Origin of the sequence: Pseudomonas sp. GM80, assembly GCF_000282515.1 — a bacterium.
Lineage (GTDB): Bacteria > Pseudomonadota > Gammaproteobacteria > Pseudomonadales > Pseudomonadaceae > Aquipseudomonas.
Genome location: NZ_AKJD01000178.1, coordinates 1 through 17,870 on the forward strand (window position 1 = coordinate 1; position 17,870 = coordinate 17,870).

Genomic DNA, 17,870 nt, shown 5'->3' on the forward strand with positions numbered 1-17,870 from the left:
GCGGCAGCTCCTACAGGGGCAATGGATTGAGTGCGGGATTCGCTGACCACGTCTGCAAACACATACGCCCACCCCAACAGGTCTGGCGAATGAGTGTCTGGTTCAAGGTTATGCTTCGGCGTTCCAGTGAGCATCTGTTTTGACTGACGCGACGCCTTCGCGCATCCAACCCTGTAGGAGCTGCCGCAGGCTGCGATCTTTTGATGTTGTTTTTTAAGACAAGATCAACAGATCGCAGCCTGCGGCAGCTCCTACATGGCGTCAGGTCGGTTATTTACGGTCGAGCCACACGGTTTGGGCGTTGCAGAATTCGCGGACGCCGAAGTGCGACAGCTCGCGGCCGAAACCGCTTTTCTTCACGCCGCCGAAGGTTACGCGCGGGTCGCTGGCGGAGTAGCCGTTGATGAACACGCCGCCGGTGTCCAGTTCGCTGGTCAGTTGCTGGGCCAGTGGCACGTTGGCGGTGTAGATCGTCGCGGTCAGGCCGAACTCGCTGTCGTTGGCCAGCGCTACTGCATGGGCGCAATCGCGGGCGGTAATGATCGAGGCGACCGGGCCGAACAGTTCCTGTTTGAACGAGGTCATGCGGTCGGTGACATCGGCCAGCACGGTGGGCTCGTAGTAGTTGCCGGCGCCTGCGGTTTTGCCGCCACCGAGCAACAGCGTCGCGCCTTCTTCAAGGGTGTCGCGCACTTGCTGATCGAGTTCATCACGCAGATCAAAACGCGCCATCGGGCCGATGTAAGTGTCGGCGGCCAATGGGTCGCCCACTTTCAGCTTGCGCGTGGCTTCGACGAATTTGCGGGTGAACTCTTCAACCACGCCTTCTTCGATGATCAGACGCTTGGCCGCTGCGCAGACCTGGCCGGAGTTCTGATAGCGGCCGATGACTGCTGCCTGCACGGCTTCGTCGATATCAGCATCGTTGAGCACGATGAACGGGTCGGAGCCACCCAGTTCCAACACGCATTTCTTCAGCGCAGCACCGGCCTGAGCGCCGATCGCCATGCCGGCACGGACGCTACCGGTCAGGGTCACCGCAGCAATGCGCGGGTCGGCAATGGCGGTCGAAACGCCTTCCGGGGTGACGTTGATCACTTCAAACACGCCGTCAGCAAAACCGGCACGGGTGAAGGCGTCGCGCAGCAGATAAGCGCTGCCCATCACGTTCGGCGCATGCTTGAGCACGTAAGTGTTGCCGGCGATCAGCGCAGGAACGGCACCGCGCAGCACTTGCCAGATCGGGAAGTTCCACGGCATCACAGCAAGGATCGGGCCGAGCGGACGGTACTCGATGCGTGCCTTGCCGCCTTCAACCTGAGTCGGCTCCGCGTCGAGCATGGCCGGGCCGTTTTCGGCGTACCACTCGCAGAGCTTGGCGCATTTCTCGATTTCGCCACGGGCCTGAGCGATCGGCTTGCCCATTTCCTGAGTGATCATGGTCGCCATGGCTTCAGCGGTGTCACGCAGCGCGCCGGCGAGGGCGGTCAGCAAACGCGAGCGATCCTGCAGCGGCTTGCGTTTCCATTTGCCGAAGCCGTAAGCAGCGCGGGTCAGCGCGGCATCGAGGGCGGCAGCGGATTCAAAGGCGTAATGGCCGATCTGCTCGTCGGTGGCGGGGTTGATCGAGATGGCGTGGGTCTGGCTGGAAATCTGGCTCATGGTCTCGTCCTGCATGTTCGTCGGATGAGCCTAGAGTAGGGTGGTGTTTGTTTTCTGGAAACTGAATAATAAAGATCGTTTCTTTCACGATTGGAGAATGACTGTGGATCTGGTGCAGCTGGAAATCTTCAAAGCCGTTGCCGAACACGGCAGCATCAGCGCCGCCGCCGCGCAGATCCACCGCGTGCCGTCGAACCTGACCACGCGGATCAAGCAGCTTGAGCAGGATTTGGGTGTCGATCTGTTTATTCGCGAGAAAAGTCGTCTGCGCCTGTCGCCGGCGGGTTGGAGTTTTCTTGAGTACGCGCGGCGGATTCTCGACTTGGTGCAAGAGGCGCGCGCCACCGTGGCCGGCGAAGAACCGCAGGGCGCGTTTCCTTTGGGTTCACTGGAAAGTACAGCAGCGGTGCGCATCCCCGAACTGCTCGCGGCGTATAACCAACTTCATCCGAAAGTTGATCTGGACCTGTCCACCGGGCCCTCGGGGACGATGATCGACGGCGTGCTCTCCGGGCGTCTCGCGGCAGCATTCGTCGACGGCCCGGTGCTGCATCCGACGCTGGAAGGCGTACCGGCCTTCGAAGAAGAAATGGTCATCATCGCGCCACTCAATCACGCCCCGGTAAAGCGTGCAGCGGATGTGAATGGCGAGAATATTTACGCCTTCCGCTCCAACTGCTCCTATCGTCATCACTTTGAAAAGTGGTTCAGCACCGACGCCGCTGTGCCCGGAAAAATCTTCGAAATGGAGTCCTATCACGGCATGCTCGCCTGCGTCAGCGCCGGTGCCGGTCTGGCGCTGATGCCACGCAAGATGTTGCAGAGCATGCCTGGCAGCGCGACCGTCAGCGTCTGGCCGCTGGCAAAGGATTTTCGCTATCTGACTACGTGGCTAGTGTGGCGCCGGGGCACGGTGTCGCGCAGTTTGAGCATGTTTGTCCGTTTGCTTGAAGAACGCGGGGTGGTACGCGCAGAAGAGTAATTGACACCTTGTGTCATGGCTGTATCTTTATCGGCGTTTCGCAATATAAAAAACTATACAGCGCGGCCATGAGGACAAGGAAATGACCACAGCATTAAGCGGTAAAGAAGCGGTCGGCGAACGTTTTGTGCTGGAAACGATGCGTCACGCCCAACAACTCACCTGGAAAGCCGTCGACGCCATTGCCGAGGTGATCAAACCCGGCATGCTTGAATCCGAAGCGACGGCGCGAGGCAAGGAAATCCTCGCCGAATTGGGCATGGACCGGATCTGGCATCCGCTGCTGATTCGCTTCGGTGCCAACACGCTGAAGACCTTCAAACAGCGCTCCGACGGCGATCCGGTGCTCGGTGAGGACGACATTTTCTTCATCGACATGGGCGTGGTCTGGCAAGGTCACGAAGGCGATGCGGGTGCGACCTACACCACCGGTTCCGACTCGCAAATGATTGCCTGCGCGGCGGCTGCCAAGGAATTGTTCGACCGGGTCGAAGCGTTCTGGCGCAAGGGTGTTTCCGGCGTTGAGCTTTACCGCTATGCGACTGAACAGGCCGAAGCGATGGGTTGGGTACTGAACCTGAACATTAAAGGGCACCGGGTCAGCGATTTCCCGCATGCGATTCACCGTGGCGGCGATCTGGGCGATTTCGAGCAGGCGCCGAACGCCGGCGTTTGGATTCTGGAAATCCAGATCGCCCATCCGACGCGGCCGTTCGGCGCTTTTTACGAAGACTTGCTCATTTAGGAAAGCCTCATGACTACGCCTCATGTTTTGCTTTTTTCCTACGGCACTTTGCAGGATCGCGCCGTGCAACTCTCCAACTTCGGCTGCGAGCTGCAAGGGCGCCCGGACAGTCTGCCGGGCTATAAGCAGGAAATGGTCGAGATCACCGATCCTGCGGTGCTCGCCACCAGCGGCAAGACCCACCATCCGATCGTGCAGGAAAGTAGCAATGCGGCCGATGAGATTGCCGGCACGGTTTTCCAGATCACCGCGCAGGAGCTGGCGGCAGCTGATGAATACGAAGTGGCGGACTACAAACGCGTCAGCGTGCTGCTAAAGTCTGGAGTACATGCATGGGTTTACGTGCAGGCGTGACAACAGAGCGCAGCGCTGTAGTTGTTTTTATATAGCGCCAACTTCGATGATGCACGCCGTTTCCTAACTCCAAAGTCAAAAAACAGGACATCCATCATGAAAGTCAGCGCACGCAACGTATTCAAGGGCAACGTCAGCAATGTTCAGGCCGGCGCCGTCAACGCCGAAGTGGTTCTGACCTTGGCTGGCGGTGAGCAGTTGGTTGCCGTCGTGACCATGGAAAGCATCAAGAACCTTGGCATCGCCGTCGGCAAGGAAGCCGTTGCGCTGATCAAGGCGCCGTGGGTGATGCTGATGACTGAATCCAGCGACATTCGCCTGTCGGCGCGCAATTGCCTGGAAGGCAAAGTGCTGAGCGTGACGGACGGTGCGGTCAACGCTGAGGTGGTGATCGAGTTGGCTGGCGGTTCAAAGGTCTACTCGATCGTGACCCGCGATGCCGTTGCCGAACTGGGCCTGGCCAAAGGCGTCAGCGCGACGGCAGTGATCAAGGCTTCGCACATCATTCTGGGTGTTCCGGCCTGATAGTTTTTTCAGGCAAATAAAAAACCGCTGATTTCGGGATCAGCGGTTTTTTGCGTTATGGCGTGCCGTTTCGGCCGTACAGGCGATAGCCCTCGCGTTGGTTCAGGCGTTCGTAATAGGCGCTGACGGCGGGCAAGTGCGGATGCTTGAGCGGTGTTTCGAACCAGCGGTTAACCGAGAGTCCGATCGGGATGTCCGCCAGTGAAAACTCGTTGCCGCTGACGTAAGCACCGGTAGATTCCAGCTGTCGATTCAGAATCTCCATGTTCTTCGACCATTGCTCGATCCCGACCGCCAGCGCAGTGCCGTCCTGATAATCAGGTGACTTGCGCACCAGCGACATCAGCGGATACGACCACGAGCGATTCAACTCCGCAGCCTGCCAGTCAATCCACTGATCGACCCGCGCCCGGGCCATCGGCTCAGTCGGATAAAGCTGCGCACCGCCATAGCGCGAGGCCAGATAACGAATGATCGTATTCGATTCCCACAACGTGAAATCGCCGTCCTGAATCACTGGCACCATGGCGCAGGGATTGAGCGCGAGGAACTCCGGCGTATGCGTCGTTTTGAACCCTGAACCCCAATCCTCCCGGTCGAACGGAAGCTGCAATTCGGCGCAGGTCCACAGCACCTTACGTACATTGATCGATGAGGCTTTGCCAAGCATTCGCAGCATCGGATGTCCTTTCCATCAGGTCGTCGGACGTAAAGAAATACCACACCGATACGAAGAAGGCCCGCACATGGCGGGCCTTCCGTTTTCATCGAATCAACTCACAGACTGCTCGCCAACTTCCCGCCCATCATCCGTCGACGATAGGACGTATCCCGATTCGCCAGCCAGAAGTACAGCGGCGACGTCACCAGCAAGCCCACCAGCCACGACAGATCTGCGCCGTTGATGTGTGCCGACACCGGGCCGACGTACAGCGGCGTGTTCATGAACGGGATCTGCACGGCGATGCCGATCGCGTAGGCCAGCAAGGCCTGCGGGTTGTAGCGACCGTAGATGCCGCCATCAACCTGGAAGATCGACTGGATGTCGTACTTGCCTTTGTGGATCGCGTAGAAGTCGATCAGGTTGATCGCTGTCCACGGCACCAACACCACCAGCAAAACCAACACCATGTCGACGAAGTGGCCGATAAAGTCCTTCGAGGCGCCGACGGCGGCGAAGCAGCAGGCCAGCAACACGATGATCGAGATCACCGCGCGACTCTTGGCGGTGGGGATCCAGCGGTAGGCGAAGGTCTGCACCAGGGTGATCAGCGACAACACTGCGCCGTAGAGGTTGAGGGCGTTGTGGCTGATCACGCTGAGCAAAAACAGCACCAGCATCAGCGGGCCGATGGAGCCGGTGGCCATTTTCACCGCGTCCATGGTGTCCATGCCAACCGGTGTGGCGAGCACGGCAACGGCACCGAAAATGAACGCCAGACTCGAACCGAGCGCCGAACCCAGATACGTCGTCCAGAAGGTCGAGGAGACTTTGACGTCGGCCGGCAAGTAACGCGAATAGTCGGACACGTACGGCGCAAACGCGATTTGCCACAACGCCGCCAGCGACACCGTGGCGAGCCAGCCGGAGAGGTTGAAGCCGCCACGGGTGAGGAAGTCATCGGTTTGAATGTGGGTGAAGATGTAGCCGAAACCGACGACGATGCCGATTCCCAGCACCCATGTGCCGATGCGGTTGAGCACATGGATGAAGCGGTAGCCGATGATGCCGATGATCCCCGAACCCACGGCGCCGATGACAATGCCGACCGGCACTGGAACGCTGTCGACCACGCCGTGCAACGACTTGCCGGCAAGGACGATGTTGGAGGCAAAGAAACCGATGTACATGACGCCGGCAATCAGCACCACCAGCAGGGCGCCGAGGGAGCCGAACTGCGCGCGGCTCTGGATCATCTGCGGAATGCCCATCTGCGGGCCTTGCGCCGAGTGCAGCGCCATCAGCACGCCGCCGACCAGATGGCCGACGAGAATCGCGACGATGCCCCAGACCAGATTCAAGTGAAACAACTGCACGCCCAGCGCACCGGTGACGATGGGCAACGGCGCGATGTTGCCGCCGAACCAGAGCGTGAACAGATCCCTGACCTTTCCGTGGCGATCTTCGGGGGGCACGTATCCTATCGTGTGTTTTTCAATCAGCGGAGCGGAGGATGCTGCAGGGGTAGCCATGACGAACTCCAAGGCAAGGATGAGTACGTGGACGTACTTCGGCAAGCGCCGGCACGGGCGGCGCAATTCTTGTTGAAGCGATCATGGGTAAAGCGTCGGGATAGATAAATTAGTAAGTTTGTTGCTACAGACGTTAAAAAAAATATGCTCTGGGGGAGGCATGGCTCCGGTATGTTCAGGCTTCACCCTCATCCGGCTTTGCTCAGTCCTGTCGGGAGGGCATCTTCTGTGGCGAGGGGATTTATCTGTGGCGAGGGGATTTATCCCCGATGGGGCGCGAAGCGGCCCCTCTTTTGATTTTAAAAACAGGGGCCGCTGCGCAGCCCAACGGGGATAAATCCCCTCGCCACATATAAATCCTCTGACACAGATAAGTCCTTCTGCCACAGATGGTTCCCCTCACCAAAGGTGCATTCTGCAGGAGCTGCCGAAGGCTGCGTTCCTTTGATTTTCTGGAGATTTCCATGGCCGCCTACAACCTGCGCCAGCTCAAATACTTCGTCACTACCGCCGATTGCGGCAGCGTCGCCGAAGCCTCGCGCAAGCTGTACATCGCGCAGCCGTCGGTCTCCACCGCGATCAAACATCTGGAAGAAAGCTTCGGCGTGCAGCTGTTCATCCGCCATCACGCCCAGGGCGTTTCGCTGACACCCAGCGGCTCACGTTTCTATCGCAAGGCGCTGGAGCTGTTGCGCGTTGCCCACGAGTTCGAACAGAACGCTTTGGCCGACAACGACGTGGTCTCCGGGCAGATCGATATCGGCTGTTTCGAAACCGTCGCGCCGCTGTATCTGCCGCGCCTGATCGCCGGCTTCAAAAAGCGCTGGCCCGGCGTGGAAATCCGCATCCGCGACGGCGAACAACAGGAATTGGTGCAAGCCCTCACCGCTGGCAGCATCGACGTCGCGATGATGTTCGAACACGACCTCGACAGCACCATCGAAACCACGCCACTGATGCCACCGCAGCAGCCGTACGCCTTGCTTCCTGCCAATCATCGCTTCGCGCAACAGGCCAAGGTCTCGCTGCACGATCTGGTGCTGGAACCAATGATCCTGCTCGACGTGGTGCCGAGCCGCACCTACTTCGTGAGCATCTTCGAAGAGCGCGGACTGACGCCGAATATCGTCTTCAGCTCACCGTCGATCGAGATGGTGCGCGGCATGGTCGGCAATGGTTTCGGCTTTTCGATTCTGGTGACGAAACCGTTCAGCGATTACACCTACGACGGCCAGCAAGTCGTGTGCGTGCCGTTGGCGGAAACGGTGACCGGTTCGGGATTGTCGGCAGCGTGGTTGCGGCGCGTGCAACTGACCAAACCGGTGCAGTTGTTCGTCGACCATTGCCGTGAGGAATTGGCCCGACTGTACGCGTGAGTGCAGTCGAGCCGGGGTTCAATCGCGGATAAACGTGAGCACGCGCTGGAGCATGTCATCGCAGGCCTGCAACTGATCGAGGCTGACAAACTCATCCGGTTTGTGGCCCTGATCCATGCTGCCGGGGCCGCAGACTACGGTTGGAATGCCCACGGCATCAAACAACCCGCCTTCAGTGCCGAATGCCACCGTGCCGAATTCCGTTGAGCCGCAGAACGCCGCAATCAACTCGGCAGCCTGGCTCTGCGCATCGGTGACCAGCCCCGGATAGGCCGACAACTCGCTGAAACGAATTTCACTTTGCGCACTGACCGCACGCATGCGCGGCAGCACTTCGCGCTCGGCATAGCTCTTTAGCGCCTCGGCAACCAAGGCCGGATCCTGCGAGGGCAGGGCACGGATCTCGAAATCGAAACGGCAATCGGCAGGCACGATGTTCAGTGCTTTACCACCGCTGATGACGCCGGTTTGCACGGTGCTGTAAGGCGGATCGAAACGCTTGTCGTGATGCTCCGGCGCTTTCAGTTGCTGGCCGAGGCGCCCCAGCTCGCCGATCAGTTCGGCGGCGTACTCGATGGCGTTGACCCCAAGCGGGGCGTAGGCCGAATGGCATGGATGGCCGTGCACATCGCAGCGCATCGCCAGTTTGCCTTTGTGGCCGAGCACCGGTTTCAGTTCGGTCGGCTCGCCGATGATGCACAGCAGCGGTTTGACCGGACGTTGCTGCAGAACCCTGAGCAGCGAGCGCACGCCGAGGCAGCCGACTTCTTCGTCATAGGACAGCGCGATGTGTACCGGCAGACGCAACGGCGTCTTCACCAGCGACGGTACTAATGCAAGCACGCAGGCGATGTAGCCCTTCATGTCCGCCGTGCCACGGCCGAACACTTTGCCGTCGCGCTCCGTCAGTTCGAATGCAGGAAGCGTCCACGGCTGGTCGTCGACCGGCACCACATCGGTGTGCCCGGACAGCACGATGCCCGGTTGATCCACCGGGCCGATCGTGGCGAACAGGTTGGCTTTGCTGCGCTCATCGTTGTAGATCAGCGCGCAGGGCACGTCGAAACCTTCGAGGTAATCGCGGACGAATTCGATCAGTTGCAAGTTGGATTCACGGCTGGTGGTGTCGAAACCCACCAGCGCTCTGAGCAACTCGACGCTGTTCATCGATCATCACCGGCGACGCCGTAACCCGGGGCTTTGGCCGGATCGAGCGCGCGGTCGATGTAGTCCTGCAACTGTGGTTGGTAGGCATCCCAAAGTTTTTGCAACTGACCGATCGGGTTTTCATCGGCCCAGTCGACGCGCAGATTGACGATCGGCCAGGTCTGTTCGCCGACCACCACGACCGCTGCCGAATGCACCGGGCCGGCTTCGCCACCGAGGGCTTGCGCGGCGTGCAGGGCTTTGAGCAGACGGTCGGCGAGTTGGCCTTCGCCGTCTTCAAAGGCGCTGACCATGGCTTCGATGACTGAGCGCCCGGCGAGCATGTTGCCGGCAGCGACGCATTGTTCGCCGGAGACCGCGTTGTGCACGCCGAGGGTCTGCGAACCGCTGAAGTGTGCAGTCTGGCCGAGGTGGTTGATCGCGGTGATCTGGCGGTACTGGCTGTAGCCGTTGCGCGTGAGAACTTTGTCCAGCGCGTCGTCCGGGGCCAGGCCTTGCTCCATCAGCGCGAGGACTTCCGGGCCGAGGGAGGGCAGGGTGATGTTCTGGCTCGATACCGCGCCGACGCCCGGCAGCAGCCAGGGGCAGCGCGCGCCGACGGCGATGCTGGAGGAACTGATGGCGACACCGAACTGGCCGGTTTCGGCACAGCGGGCTGCGATTGAAAAGGTCATCTGCTTACTCCTTTCTAGGAAGATGTTGTGCTTGAGGGCCTCATCGCTGGCAAGCCAGCTCCCACAGGTATTGGGGGGGGTCACAAAATTTGGAACAACCCAAAACCCTGTGGGAGCTGGCTTGCCAGCGATGGCCATAACGCGGTGTGATGTCTTACTCGGGAATCACCGCAATCACATCAATCTCCATCAACCACTGCGGCTGCCCCAGCGCCGATACCACCAGCCCGGTCGAGATCGGGAACACGCCCTTGAGCCACTTGCCCACTTCGCCATACACCGCCTCGCGATAACGCGGGTCGATCAGGTAGGTGGTGGTCTTGACGATGTGGCTCATGTCGCTGCCGGCTTCTTCCAGCAGTTGCTTGACGTTGCGCATGGCTTGTTCGGCCTGCGCACGCGGATCACCCAGCCCCACCAGGTTGCCGTCGAAATCAGTGCCGACCTGACCACGCACATAGACGGTGTTGCCGGCACGCACGGCTTGGCACAAGTCGTTGTCCAGCGTTTGGTTCGGGTAAGTGTCTTTGGTGTTGAACATACGAATGCGCGTGTGGGTTGGCTTGCTCATGTGCAGCTCCAGAATCAGGTTTGCCCGGTGCAATCGGCGCCGGAGCGAAAGAGAGAAATCAGGCGTCGACGGTGTCGGCGACTTTGTTGTGCGCAGGCGAGTGCAGCTCGGCTTCACGCTGCTCGGCATCGCGGTAGTCGAGATACTTGCGCTGGGTGGCGATGTGATCGGCGACGTGTTTGGCGTCGTGCCAAACACCCCAGATGAACGACGAACCGCGACGCGACTGCCACGGCAAACCGAGGAAATACACACCCGGTTCGCTCGACACACCGCGCTGATGCACAGGCTTGCCTTTGTCATCGAACGCCGCGACTTGCAGCCAGGAATAATCCACGGCAAAACCAGTGGCCCAGATGATCGAGGTGATGCCAGCCTTGGCCAGATCGAGATCGGCCAGCGGATTTTTCACGCACTCAGGCTCTGGAAACGTTTCGCGAGCCTCCGGTTCTTCCGGCAGATCGAGGCCGTTACGCTCGATGTAGGCGTCGGCGGCATCCAGCAGCGCCAGGTAGTTTTCGTCACCGCGATTGAGGTTGCCGACCAGATCCTGCTTGAAGGTCACCACGCCGTTGTTGAACGACTCGGTGACGCCGACCAAGGTCATGCCGCGATGGGCCAGGCCACGAAAATCGATGGTGCGCCCGCCGTGGGCACCGCTGACCGCGATGGTCACGTGCTCGCGGCCAGGTTTCATCGCCGCTTGATCCCACTCGCCGAGCACGCCCAGCCACCAGCAGAAATCACGGTTGCGATAAGCGCGAGGCGGGCGGTCGTGAGCGCCGACAGACAGGTAAACCTGCTTGCCCGAGCGCTGCAGTTCATCGGCAATCTGCACGCCCGACGAGCCTGCACCGACCACCAGCACTGCGCCCTGAGGCAGTTGCTGCGGGTTGCGATAGTCAGCGGAGTGGATTTGCAGCAGGCGTTCGTCTTGCGGGGCGATCGCGGGGATCACCGGTTTCTGAAACGGGCCGGTGGCGGCGACCACGCGGCTGGCTTCGATCACACCTTCGGAGGTCTCGACGGTGAAACCGGGGCGACCGACATTGCGCACCACGCTTTTCACGTCGACGCCGGTACGAATCGGTGCGTTGAATTTCTTCGCATAGGCTTCGAAGTAATCGGCCACACGTTCTTTCGGGGCGAAACCATCGGGGTCGACGTCATCGAATTCCAGACCCGGAAAGCGGTCGTGCCACGCCGGGCCGTTGGCGACCAGCGAGTCCCAGCGCCCGGTGCGCCAGCGTTCGGCGATGCGATTGCGCTCCAGCACCAGGTGCGGCACACCGAGTTTGCTCAGGTGCTCGCTCATGGCTACGCCTGCCTGGCCGGCACCCACGATCAGCGTGTCTGTTTTTATTATTTCAGTGGTCATCTCTACATCCTTCCTAGCAAGGCAGTTGGATTCGGGCGCTGTTGGCTTGTCCGTTTGGCTTGAGGTCAGACTAGGGAGAGGGGCGATATCGGTAAAATATTATTAAGCTGGGATGTGAAGATAAAATTCTGATGCAGGGAGGTTAAGGCCTTTAAATCCGGGGGTTCTGGCAGTGGACGAACCTGCAACTACAAACAAAAACCTTCAACCAGCGTGCGATCCTTGTGGTGAGGGGATTTATCCCCGTTGGGTCGCGAAGCGGCCCCTCCTTTGATTTTAAAAAGAAGGGACTGCTGCGCAGTCCAACGGGGCGGTGCGACGTTTCGCTAAATCCCTTCACCACAGTGGTTACGGGAACCTTAGAGGGTTTATCGGTTGAGGAACGCCAGTAAATCTTCATTCAATGCTTGCGCATGCGTCACTGCGAACCCATGCGGTGCACCGGCATACACCTTCAATTCAGCACCCTTGATCTGCGCAGCAGCCTGCTTACCCGTGGTTTCAAACGGCACGATCTGATCGCCGTCACCATGGATCACCAGCGTTGGCACATTGATCTTGGCCATGTCCGGGCGGAAGTCGGTTTCCGAGAACGCCGTCACGCAATCCACCGTGCCCTTGAGCGACGCCAGCAGTGCGACGTTGAGGGTTTGGGTGAGCACGCCGGCAGAAACGGTCTGGCCCTGATTGGTGCCATAAAACGGAGCCGCGAAGTCAGCGATGAACTGCGCACGATCCTTCAGCAAACCCGCCTTGATCCCGTCAAACACTGACTTGTCGACACCCTGCGGGAAGTCAGGCTTTTTGCCGAACAACGGCGTCACCGCGCCCAGCAACACAAGGCCAGCAACACGTTCGCTGCCATGCCGGGCGATGTAGCGGCTGACATCGCCGCCGCCCATGGAGAAGCCCACCAGGGTGACGTCTCGCAGGTCGAGATGGTTGATCAGTTGCGCGATGTCGTCGGCGAAGGTGTCGTAGTCGTAGCCGTTCCACGGCTGTTCCGAGCGCCCGAAACCGCGACGGTCGAAAGCGATCGTGCGGTAACCGCGACTGCTCAGGTATTCCATCTGGTATTCCCACATGTCGGCATCCAGCGGCCAGCCGTGGCTGAACAGCACGGGCTTACCACTGCCCCAATCCTTGTAATAGATTTCGATGCCGTCTTGAGTGAAGAACGTGCTCATGCAAACTCCTTGCGTCAGGGATCGCTCGTAAAGCCGAAATGGCCGACTTCACTATCGGCGCAAAGCGCGACGGCTACTTGTATGCAGGTGCTGGGTTATACAGGTGCTAATCCACAGCAGAGTTGTATGATGCAACCTTTGATCCGTCAGTGGAGTACCTTTCGTGAAGCGCAAAAGCCTGCAAGGCGCGGCCTGCCCGGTGGCGCGGACACTGGATCTGATCGGTGACTGGTGGTCGTTGCTGATCATTCGTGATGCGCTGGAGGGGATTCGGCGATTCAGTGATTTCCAGAAGAACCTGGACATCGCCAAGAACATGCTCAGCGCCCGGCTCAAGGGCCTGGCCGAGCAGGGCATCCTGCAAACGGTGCCCGCAGCGGATGGCGGTGCGCATAAGGAATACGTGCTGACCGAGCGTGGCAAAGCCCTGCAGACGGTGATCGTGGCGTTGTCGCAATGGGGTGGCGAATTCATGTACGCGCCGGGCGAGCCGGGCTCGGTGATGGTCGATGCGCAGAATCGCCAGCCGCTGCGCAAGTTGGAACTGGTGGCCGAGGATGGTCGTGTGCTTACACCGCAAGACGTGTCCACGCGGCTCGGCGTTGCGCATTGAGGTATATTTTCCGGGCTCGTCAGTGCCCAAGGATTACGTGCTTCGGGAGTTGGAGGCCGCGTTCGAAGCCAAGGACGCCGACAGTGTTGAATGTGTGCAGGTCTTTGCGGCGACTGTCCCAGGCGCAGATTCCTGTTCTATCCTAGCGTGCGGCCAGATTGTCAGCCGCGATGAGTTGACCCTGATCCAGCAGAGGAGGCCGGAGTAAATGTCGTTATCCGCAATGATCATTTCCTCAAGAAAACTAACCGTAGAAGATTTCAGAGCGGCTGTTCTCGCCGCCGGTGGATTCGTTAACACTGGCGGGAAGCCTCGGGGGACAATCGGTGAAGGCGACTCGGATATATGGCTGTCATTGCTTCCGGAGTATTGGTTTTACGAGATGTACGACAGCGAAGATCGTCTGGAATGGCAGAACGTATTGGGTGATCCTCCCCAATCGCTGATTGAAATAAACCTTGACCATACACAACACTCGAGATTGATGTACCGGGTGTTCTTTTTGAGCGTTGCGAAACTCTGGCCTTGTATTTTGTCCGACGTCGACGATGCTCTGCTGTCCGGTGATCAGGTTGCTCAAAAATATGGGTGTTGAGTAGAACGCGTTAGCCGATTCGCTTGAGAAGTTGAGGTGGCATCGCAGCGAGTGGCTGTGAGGCTGGCTCGCTTTCTCGTCAAAGGGCTGTTTAATTGTGATCCGCCGTGGGGGAGGGGAATGTCTGATGGCGTGCGAGCAGTGTGGCGCAAGATTGGTTGCTTTTAAGGCTGGCCGCACTCAGGGCTTACAGTGTGTCGAGTGTGGCGCATCGGTGGTGACCACCCATTTTTCGCCTATGGAAATGGATGAGACCCAATATGAGGTGCACTGTCGCGGGGACTATCGAGATCAGGCGCATGTCAGAGCGGTAGCTTCAGCGACCGGTGGCAACTTTTTAGAGGCAAGAACTTTGCTGAAGCAGGACCTTCCTCTGCTGATGGCCGGTCGGGCTCAAGAGGTTTTAAAGGTTCGAAAGAGTCTTCTGGCTGCTGGAGTGACTTGCGAAATCCGCCCCGAATTTCATTGGCAATAAAGTTGTCAGGACTGTTAAAAAAACGCCCCGAATCAATCGGGGCGTTTTCATTGGCCAGGCCTGATCAGCAGATCACTCAGCGAAACGCCGGCACCACGTGCTTGATAAACAGCTCCAGCGACTTTTTCTTCTCTTCATGCGGCAAGCTGTTGTCGCACCAGAAACTGAACTCATCCACGCCCAGCTCCTGGTAGTACTTGATACGCGGAATAATCTCTTCCGGCGTACCGATCATCGCGGTCTTGTGCAGGCTTTCCAGCTCGAACTCAGGGCGTCCGGCAAACTTTTCTTCCGGGCTTGGCGCGAGGAAGCCGTTGACCGGGGTTTGCTTGTTGCCGAACCACGCATCGAAGGTGCGATAGAACCGCGAGATCGCTTTGGCGCCGACTTTCCAGCCGTCCGGATCGTCGGCGGTGTGTACGTGGGTGTGGCGCAGCACCATCAATTGCGGGCGCGGCACGTCCGGGTTGTTGTCCAGCGCCGTCTGGAATTTGTTCTTCAGGTCGAGGACTTCTTCGTCGCCCTTCATCAACGGTGTGACCATGACGTTGCAGCCGTTGGCCACGGCGAAGTTGTGCGAATCCGGGTCGCGGGCGGCGATCCACATCGGTGGGTTCGGCTGCTGAATCGGCTTCGGCACGCTGGTCGAAGTGGGGAATTTCCAGATGTCGCCGTCGTGGGCGTAATCGCCTTGCCACAGGGCGCGGACCACCGGAACCATCTCGCGCAGCGCCTGGCCGCCGCTTGAGGCAGGCATGCCGCCGGCCATGCGATCGAATTCAACCTGATAGGCGCCACGGGCCAGACCGACTTCCATGCGGCCGTTGCTGATGACGTCGAGCAGGGCGCATTCACCGGCGACCCGCAACGGGTGCCAGAACGGCGCAATGATGGTGCCGGCGCCGAGATGAATGGTGGTGGTTTTCGCCGCGAGGTAGGCCAGCAGCGGCATCGGGCTTGGCGAGATGGTGTATTCCATGGCGTGGTGTTCGCCAATCCACACGGTGCTGAAACCGCCGGCCTCGGCCATCAGGGTGAGTTCGGTCAGGTCTTCGAACAGTTGGCGGTGGCTGACGCTTTCGTCCCAGCGCTCCATGTGTACGAACAGGGAAAATTTCATGACGCTACCTCGGATCTTTTGTTGATGGCCGGTCGTTTGCGGGCCTGTGTCACTGGCATGAGCGCTGAACGCTCGCAAGTCTTCTCACCATTCAAGCACGCCTTCGAGGACGGCTGGTCGGTTGATTGAATATTGGTATACCATAATACGGAATATCCGCAAAATATTTCTGACCGACACTTCGAACAAGGAAGGCGCAGTAGATGAACATAAAACAAAAATTGACCATGGCGTTCGCGGTGATCGCCAGCCTGCCGGTGTTGCTGGTGGCGGTGCTGATCATCCTCAACGTACGCGATGGTGCGCGGGACACCTTTATCGACAGCACCGGGAGGGAGGTGCGTCAGGTCGAAAATGCCATGCAGCTGTTCTTCGAAGGTATCAGCCAGAACGTGGCGTATCTGGCTGAACATCCGCAATTGCAGGGGATTGATGGCAGCCTCAAGCGCTACTTGAGCAGTGATGCCGCGCAGATCCCGGTGGGGCCGCAGGATCAGCAGGTATTCAGTTTGTTCGCCGGACTGGCCAAGGCCCATCCGGCTTACACCTATCTGTCGTTGGGGACGCAGGAGGGCGGTTATCTGTTTTGGCCGGGTGACCCGAAGCTGGCCAGTTACGATCCGCGCACGCGGCCCTGGTACAAAACCGCGATGGCCAATCCTGGCAAAACTCTGCGCACCGACGCCTATTATTGGGCGACGGATGACGTGGTGCTGGTGAGTACTGTGCGCAGCTTCAACAATCAGTTGGGCAGCAACGCCGGTGTGGTAAACATCGACGTGTCGCTCAAGCAACTGACCGATCTGGTCAAGCAGATCCGCCTCGGCGACAGTGGTTACCTGATGCTGATGGAAGCCAACAACACCGTGCTGGTCGACCCCAGCGATCCGGCGCACAACTTCAAAAAACTCAACGATCTGGGCGATGGCTACAAACAACTGGCCGAGGCCGGCAAGGGCTTGGTGGAAGTGGAATTGGCCGGCGAGCGTTACATGGCGCTGGTCTGGCCATCGGAGACACTGGGCTGGCGTTTTGTCGGGCTGGTCAAGGCCAGTGAAGTCATGGCCGGCGCCACGCGGCTGACGTGGATCATCGGCGCCATCGCGGTGGTGTGCGCGTTGCTGTTTGCCATGGCCGGTGCGTGGTTTGCCGGGTTGATGGTCAAGCCGATCCGTGGTGTGGCCAGCGGTCTGGAAGGCATTGCCCAAGGCGAAGGCGATCTGACCGCGCGGCTGACGGTGCGCGGGCAAGATGAAACCGCGCAACTCGCGGGCTGGTTCAACCAGTTTCTTGAGGCGATCCGTACGCTGATTCAGCGCATCGGTCAGGCGGCCGGGCAGATCCACAGTAGCTCCGGCAGCGCTACCGAGGTCTCGGCGGAAATGGCCGAAGTCGCCTTACGGCAGCGCGAGGCAGTCGACATGGTCTCCACGGCGTTTCATGAAATGGTTGCCACCTCCAACGAGGTCGCGCGTTCGTGCAGCCAGGCTGCGGACTCGGCCGATAACGGTCAGCGTCAGGCGCACACCGGGCAGCAGCAGATCGATGCGGCGGTGAGCAATGTCGGCCGGCTGAGTCAGGAGATCGGTCACAGCGCCGAGTCGATGCAGCAACTGGAGAAGGACAGCAACGATATTCAGTCGATTCTCGGCACCATCCGTTCGATTGCCGAGCAGACCAACCTGCTCGCGCTCAATGCGGCGATCGAAGCGGCGCGGGCGGGCGAGCAGGGCCGTGGATTTGCGGTGGTTGCCGATGAAGTTCGCGCGCTGGCCAAACGCACGGCGGATTCCACCGGCGAGATCGACGCGCTGCTGGGTAATCTGGCGCGACGCACCCATCAAATGGGCAAGCAGATGCACGCCAGCCTCGAGGTGTCGCAGGAGACCGTGGTGTCGATCAATGAGGCGCGGGCGAGTTTCGAGTTGATTCGCGAATCGGTGGACGTGATCCGCGACATGAATACGCAGATCGCCACGGCGGCGGAGGAGCAGCATCAAGTAGCCGAAGACATCAATCGGCACATCAGCCAGATCCATGGCGATGCGCAGTTGGTGGCCAGTCTGGCGGATTCAACCCGCCAGGACGCGCAAAACCTGACGGCGTTGTCACAGACGTTGAATCAACTGGTGAGCCGCTTCCGCACCTGACCGCGCCAGCCCAAATACCAAAAAACCTGTGGGAGCTGGCTTGCCAGCGATGGCGTCATCACAGTCAACATTAATGCTGACTGCACTGACGCTATCGCTGGCA

16 protein-coding genes and 2 pseudogenes are annotated in these 17,870 nt (G+C 59.5%); 9 read left to right on the forward strand and 9 right to left on the reverse strand.

Features of this window, described 5'->3' with window-relative positions; genetic code table 11:
- Window positions 1-270: 270 nt before the first annotated feature.
- A complete protein-coding gene (locus tag PMI37_RS24445) occupies window positions 271-1,662 on the reverse strand; it encodes an aldehyde dehydrogenase family protein (protein ID WP_008086096.1) in 1,392 nt (463 codons plus the stop codon).
- A gap of 103 nt (window positions 1,663-1,765) precedes the next feature.
- Here PMI37_RS24445 and ptrR point away from each other — a divergent pair, with 103 nt between their 5' ends.
- The 4 genes from ptrR (at window position 1,766) to PMI37_RS24465 (ending at window position 4,268) form a co-directional block, all read left to right on the forward strand.
- Window positions 1,766-2,644: a putrescine utilization regulator PtrR gene (ptrR, locus tag PMI37_RS24450; protein ID WP_008086098.1), complete on the forward strand. Its 879-nt coding sequence runs from the start codon at window positions 1,766-1,768 to the stop codon at window positions 2,642-2,644.
- Between the two features lie 82 nt (window positions 2,645-2,726).
- The gene (locus tag PMI37_RS24455; RefSeq protein ID WP_008086100.1) at window positions 2,727-3,389 is read left to right on the forward strand and encodes a M24 family metallopeptidase; all 663 of its coding nucleotides are present in this window, start codon (window positions 2,727-2,729) and stop codon (window positions 3,387-3,389) included.
- A gap of 9 nt (window positions 3,390-3,398) precedes the next feature.
- The gene (locus tag PMI37_RS24460) at window positions 3,399-3,743 is read left to right on the forward strand and encodes a gamma-glutamylcyclotransferase family protein (RefSeq protein WP_008086102.1); all 345 of its coding nucleotides are present in this window, start codon (window positions 3,399-3,401) and stop codon (window positions 3,741-3,743) included.
- A 96-nt stretch (window positions 3,744-3,839) separates the two neighbouring features.
- Complete coding sequence (locus tag PMI37_RS24465; protein ID WP_008086104.1) at window positions 3,840-4,268, forward strand: TOBE domain-containing protein; 429 nt, start codon at window positions 3,840-3,842, stop codon at window positions 4,266-4,268.
- Between the two features lie 55 nt (window positions 4,269-4,323).
- Here PMI37_RS24465 and PMI37_RS24470 read toward each other — a convergent pair whose 3' ends face one another.
- Together PMI37_RS24470 and PMI37_RS24475 are read right to left on the reverse strand one after the other, a co-directional pair.
- Window positions 4,324-4,947: a glutathione S-transferase family protein gene (locus tag PMI37_RS24470; RefSeq protein ID WP_008086106.1), complete on the reverse strand. Its 624-nt coding sequence runs from the start codon at window positions 4,945-4,947 to the stop codon at window positions 4,324-4,326.
- Window positions 4,948-5,045: 98 nt separating this feature from the next.
- Window positions 5,046-6,461: a purine-cytosine permease family protein gene (locus PMI37_RS24475; RefSeq protein WP_008086107.1), complete on the reverse strand. Its 1,416-nt coding sequence runs from the start codon at window positions 6,459-6,461 to the stop codon at window positions 5,046-5,048.
- A 464-nt stretch (window positions 6,462-6,925) separates the two neighbouring features.
- Here PMI37_RS24475 and PMI37_RS24480 point away from each other — a divergent pair, with 464 nt between their 5' ends.
- A complete protein-coding gene (locus PMI37_RS24480) occupies window positions 6,926-7,837 on the forward strand; it encodes a LysR family transcriptional regulator (protein ID WP_008086110.1) in 912 nt (303 codons plus the stop codon).
- Between the two features lie 18 nt (window positions 7,838-7,855).
- On the opposite strand, the gene argE is transcribed toward PMI37_RS24480, so the two are convergent.
- From argE to PMI37_RS24505, 5 genes are all read right to left on the reverse strand, one after another.
- On the reverse strand, window positions 7,856-9,004 hold the full coding sequence (argE, locus tag PMI37_RS24485; protein ID WP_008086111.1) for an acetylornithine deacetylase: 1,149 nt from the start codon (window positions 9,002-9,004) through the stop codon (window positions 7,856-7,858).
- On the reverse strand, window positions 9,001-9,678 hold the full coding sequence (locus PMI37_RS24490; RefSeq protein WP_008086113.1) for a DUF1028 domain-containing protein: 678 nt from the start codon (window positions 9,676-9,678) through the stop codon (window positions 9,001-9,003). The genes argE and PMI37_RS24490 overlap by 4 nt, the downstream gene beginning before the upstream one ends.
- 154 nt (window positions 9,679-9,832) lie before the next feature.
- The gene (locus tag PMI37_RS24495) at window positions 9,833-10,249 is read right to left on the reverse strand and encodes a RidA family protein (protein WP_008086115.1); all 417 of its coding nucleotides are present in this window, start codon (window positions 10,247-10,249) and stop codon (window positions 9,833-9,835) included.
- Between the two features lie 58 nt (window positions 10,250-10,307).
- On the reverse strand, window positions 10,308-11,627 hold the full coding sequence (locus PMI37_RS24500) for a flavin-containing monooxygenase (protein WP_008086117.1): 1,320 nt from the start codon (window positions 11,625-11,627) through the stop codon (window positions 10,308-10,310).
- 368 nt (window positions 11,628-11,995) lie between these two features.
- Window positions 11,996-12,814: an alpha/beta fold hydrolase gene (locus PMI37_RS24505; protein ID WP_008086118.1), complete on the reverse strand. Its 819-nt coding sequence runs from the start codon at window positions 12,812-12,814 to the stop codon at window positions 11,996-11,998.
- A gap of 163 nt (window positions 12,815-12,977) precedes the next feature.
- Here PMI37_RS24505 and PMI37_RS24510 point away from each other — a divergent pair, with 163 nt between their 5' ends.
- The gene (locus PMI37_RS24510) at window positions 12,978-13,427 is read left to right on the forward strand and encodes a winged helix-turn-helix transcriptional regulator (protein WP_008086120.1); all 450 of its coding nucleotides are present in this window, start codon (window positions 12,978-12,980) and stop codon (window positions 13,425-13,427) included.
- 208 nt (window positions 13,428-13,635) lie between these two features.
- Entirely contained in the window at window positions 13,636-14,022 is a 387-nt protein-coding gene (locus tag PMI37_RS24515; RefSeq protein ID WP_008086125.1) for a hypothetical protein, read from the forward strand.
- A 551-nt stretch (window positions 14,023-14,573) separates the two neighbouring features.
- Here PMI37_RS24515 and PMI37_RS24525 read toward each other — a convergent pair.
- Window positions 14,574-15,617 carry an LLM class flavin-dependent oxidoreductase gene (locus PMI37_RS24525; RefSeq protein WP_008086129.1) on the reverse strand — a complete coding sequence of 348 codons (1,044 nt, stop codon included), beginning with the start codon at window positions 15,615-15,617 and terminating at the stop codon, window positions 14,574-14,576.
- A gap of 359 nt (window positions 15,618-15,976) precedes the next feature.
- Here PMI37_RS24525 and PMI37_RS32585 point away from each other — a divergent pair.
- Window positions 15,977-16,861: pseudogene (locus PMI37_RS32585) on the forward strand (cache domain-containing protein); the annotation flags it as partial.
- 306 nt (window positions 16,862-17,167) lie between these two features.
- Window positions 17,168-17,767, forward strand: a pseudogene (locus tag PMI37_RS32590) (methyl-accepting chemotaxis protein); the annotation flags it as partial.
- Window positions 17,768-17,870: the final 103 nt, after the last annotated feature.

Coding starts and splice junctions, on each gene's coding strand:
- PMI37_RS24445 (WP_008086096.1), bottom strand. CDS start 1,662: ATGAGCCAGATTTCCAGCCAGACCCACGCCATCTCGATCAACCCCGCC.
- PMI37_RS24455 (WP_008086100.1), top strand. CDS start 2,727: ATGACCACAGCATTAAGCGGTAAAGAAGCGGTCGGCGAACGTTTTGTG.
- PMI37_RS24460 (WP_008086102.1), top strand. CDS start 3,399: ATGACTACGCCTCATGTTTTGCTTTTTTCCTACGGCACTTTGCAGGAT.
- PMI37_RS24465 (WP_008086104.1), top strand. CDS start 3,840: ATGAAAGTCAGCGCACGCAACGTATTCAAGGGCAACGTCAGCAATGTT.
- PMI37_RS24470 (WP_008086106.1), bottom strand. CDS start 4,947: ATGCTGCGAATGCTTGGCAAAGCCTCATCGATCAATGTACGTAAGGTG.
- PMI37_RS24475 (WP_008086107.1), bottom strand. CDS start 6,461: ATGGCTACCCCTGCAGCATCCTCCGCTCCGCTGATTGAAAAACACACG.
- PMI37_RS24480 (WP_008086110.1), top strand. CDS start 6,926: ATGGCCGCCTACAACCTGCGCCAGCTCAAATACTTCGTCACTACCGCC.
- argE (WP_008086111.1), bottom strand. CDS start 9,004: ATGAACAGCGTCGAGTTGCTCAGAGCGCTGGTGGGTTTCGACACCACC.
- PMI37_RS24490 (WP_008086113.1), bottom strand. CDS start 9,678: ATGACCTTTTCAATCGCAGCCCGCTGTGCCGAAACCGGCCAGTTCGGT.
- PMI37_RS24495 (WP_008086115.1), bottom strand. CDS start 10,249: ATGAGCAAGCCAACCCACACGCGCATTCGTATGTTCAACACCAAAGAC.
- PMI37_RS24500 (WP_008086117.1), bottom strand. CDS start 11,627: ATGACCACTGAAATAATAAAAACAGACACGCTGATCGTGGGTGCCGGC.
- PMI37_RS24505 (WP_008086118.1), bottom strand. CDS start 12,814: ATGAGCACGTTCTTCACTCAAGACGGCATCGAAATCTATTACAAGGAT.
- PMI37_RS24515 (WP_008086125.1), top strand. CDS start 13,636: ATGTCGTTATCCGCAATGATCATTTCCTCAAGAAAACTAACCGTAGAA.
- PMI37_RS24525 (WP_008086129.1), bottom strand. CDS start 15,617: ATGAAATTTTCCCTGTTCGTACACATGGAGCGCTGGGACGAAAGCGTC.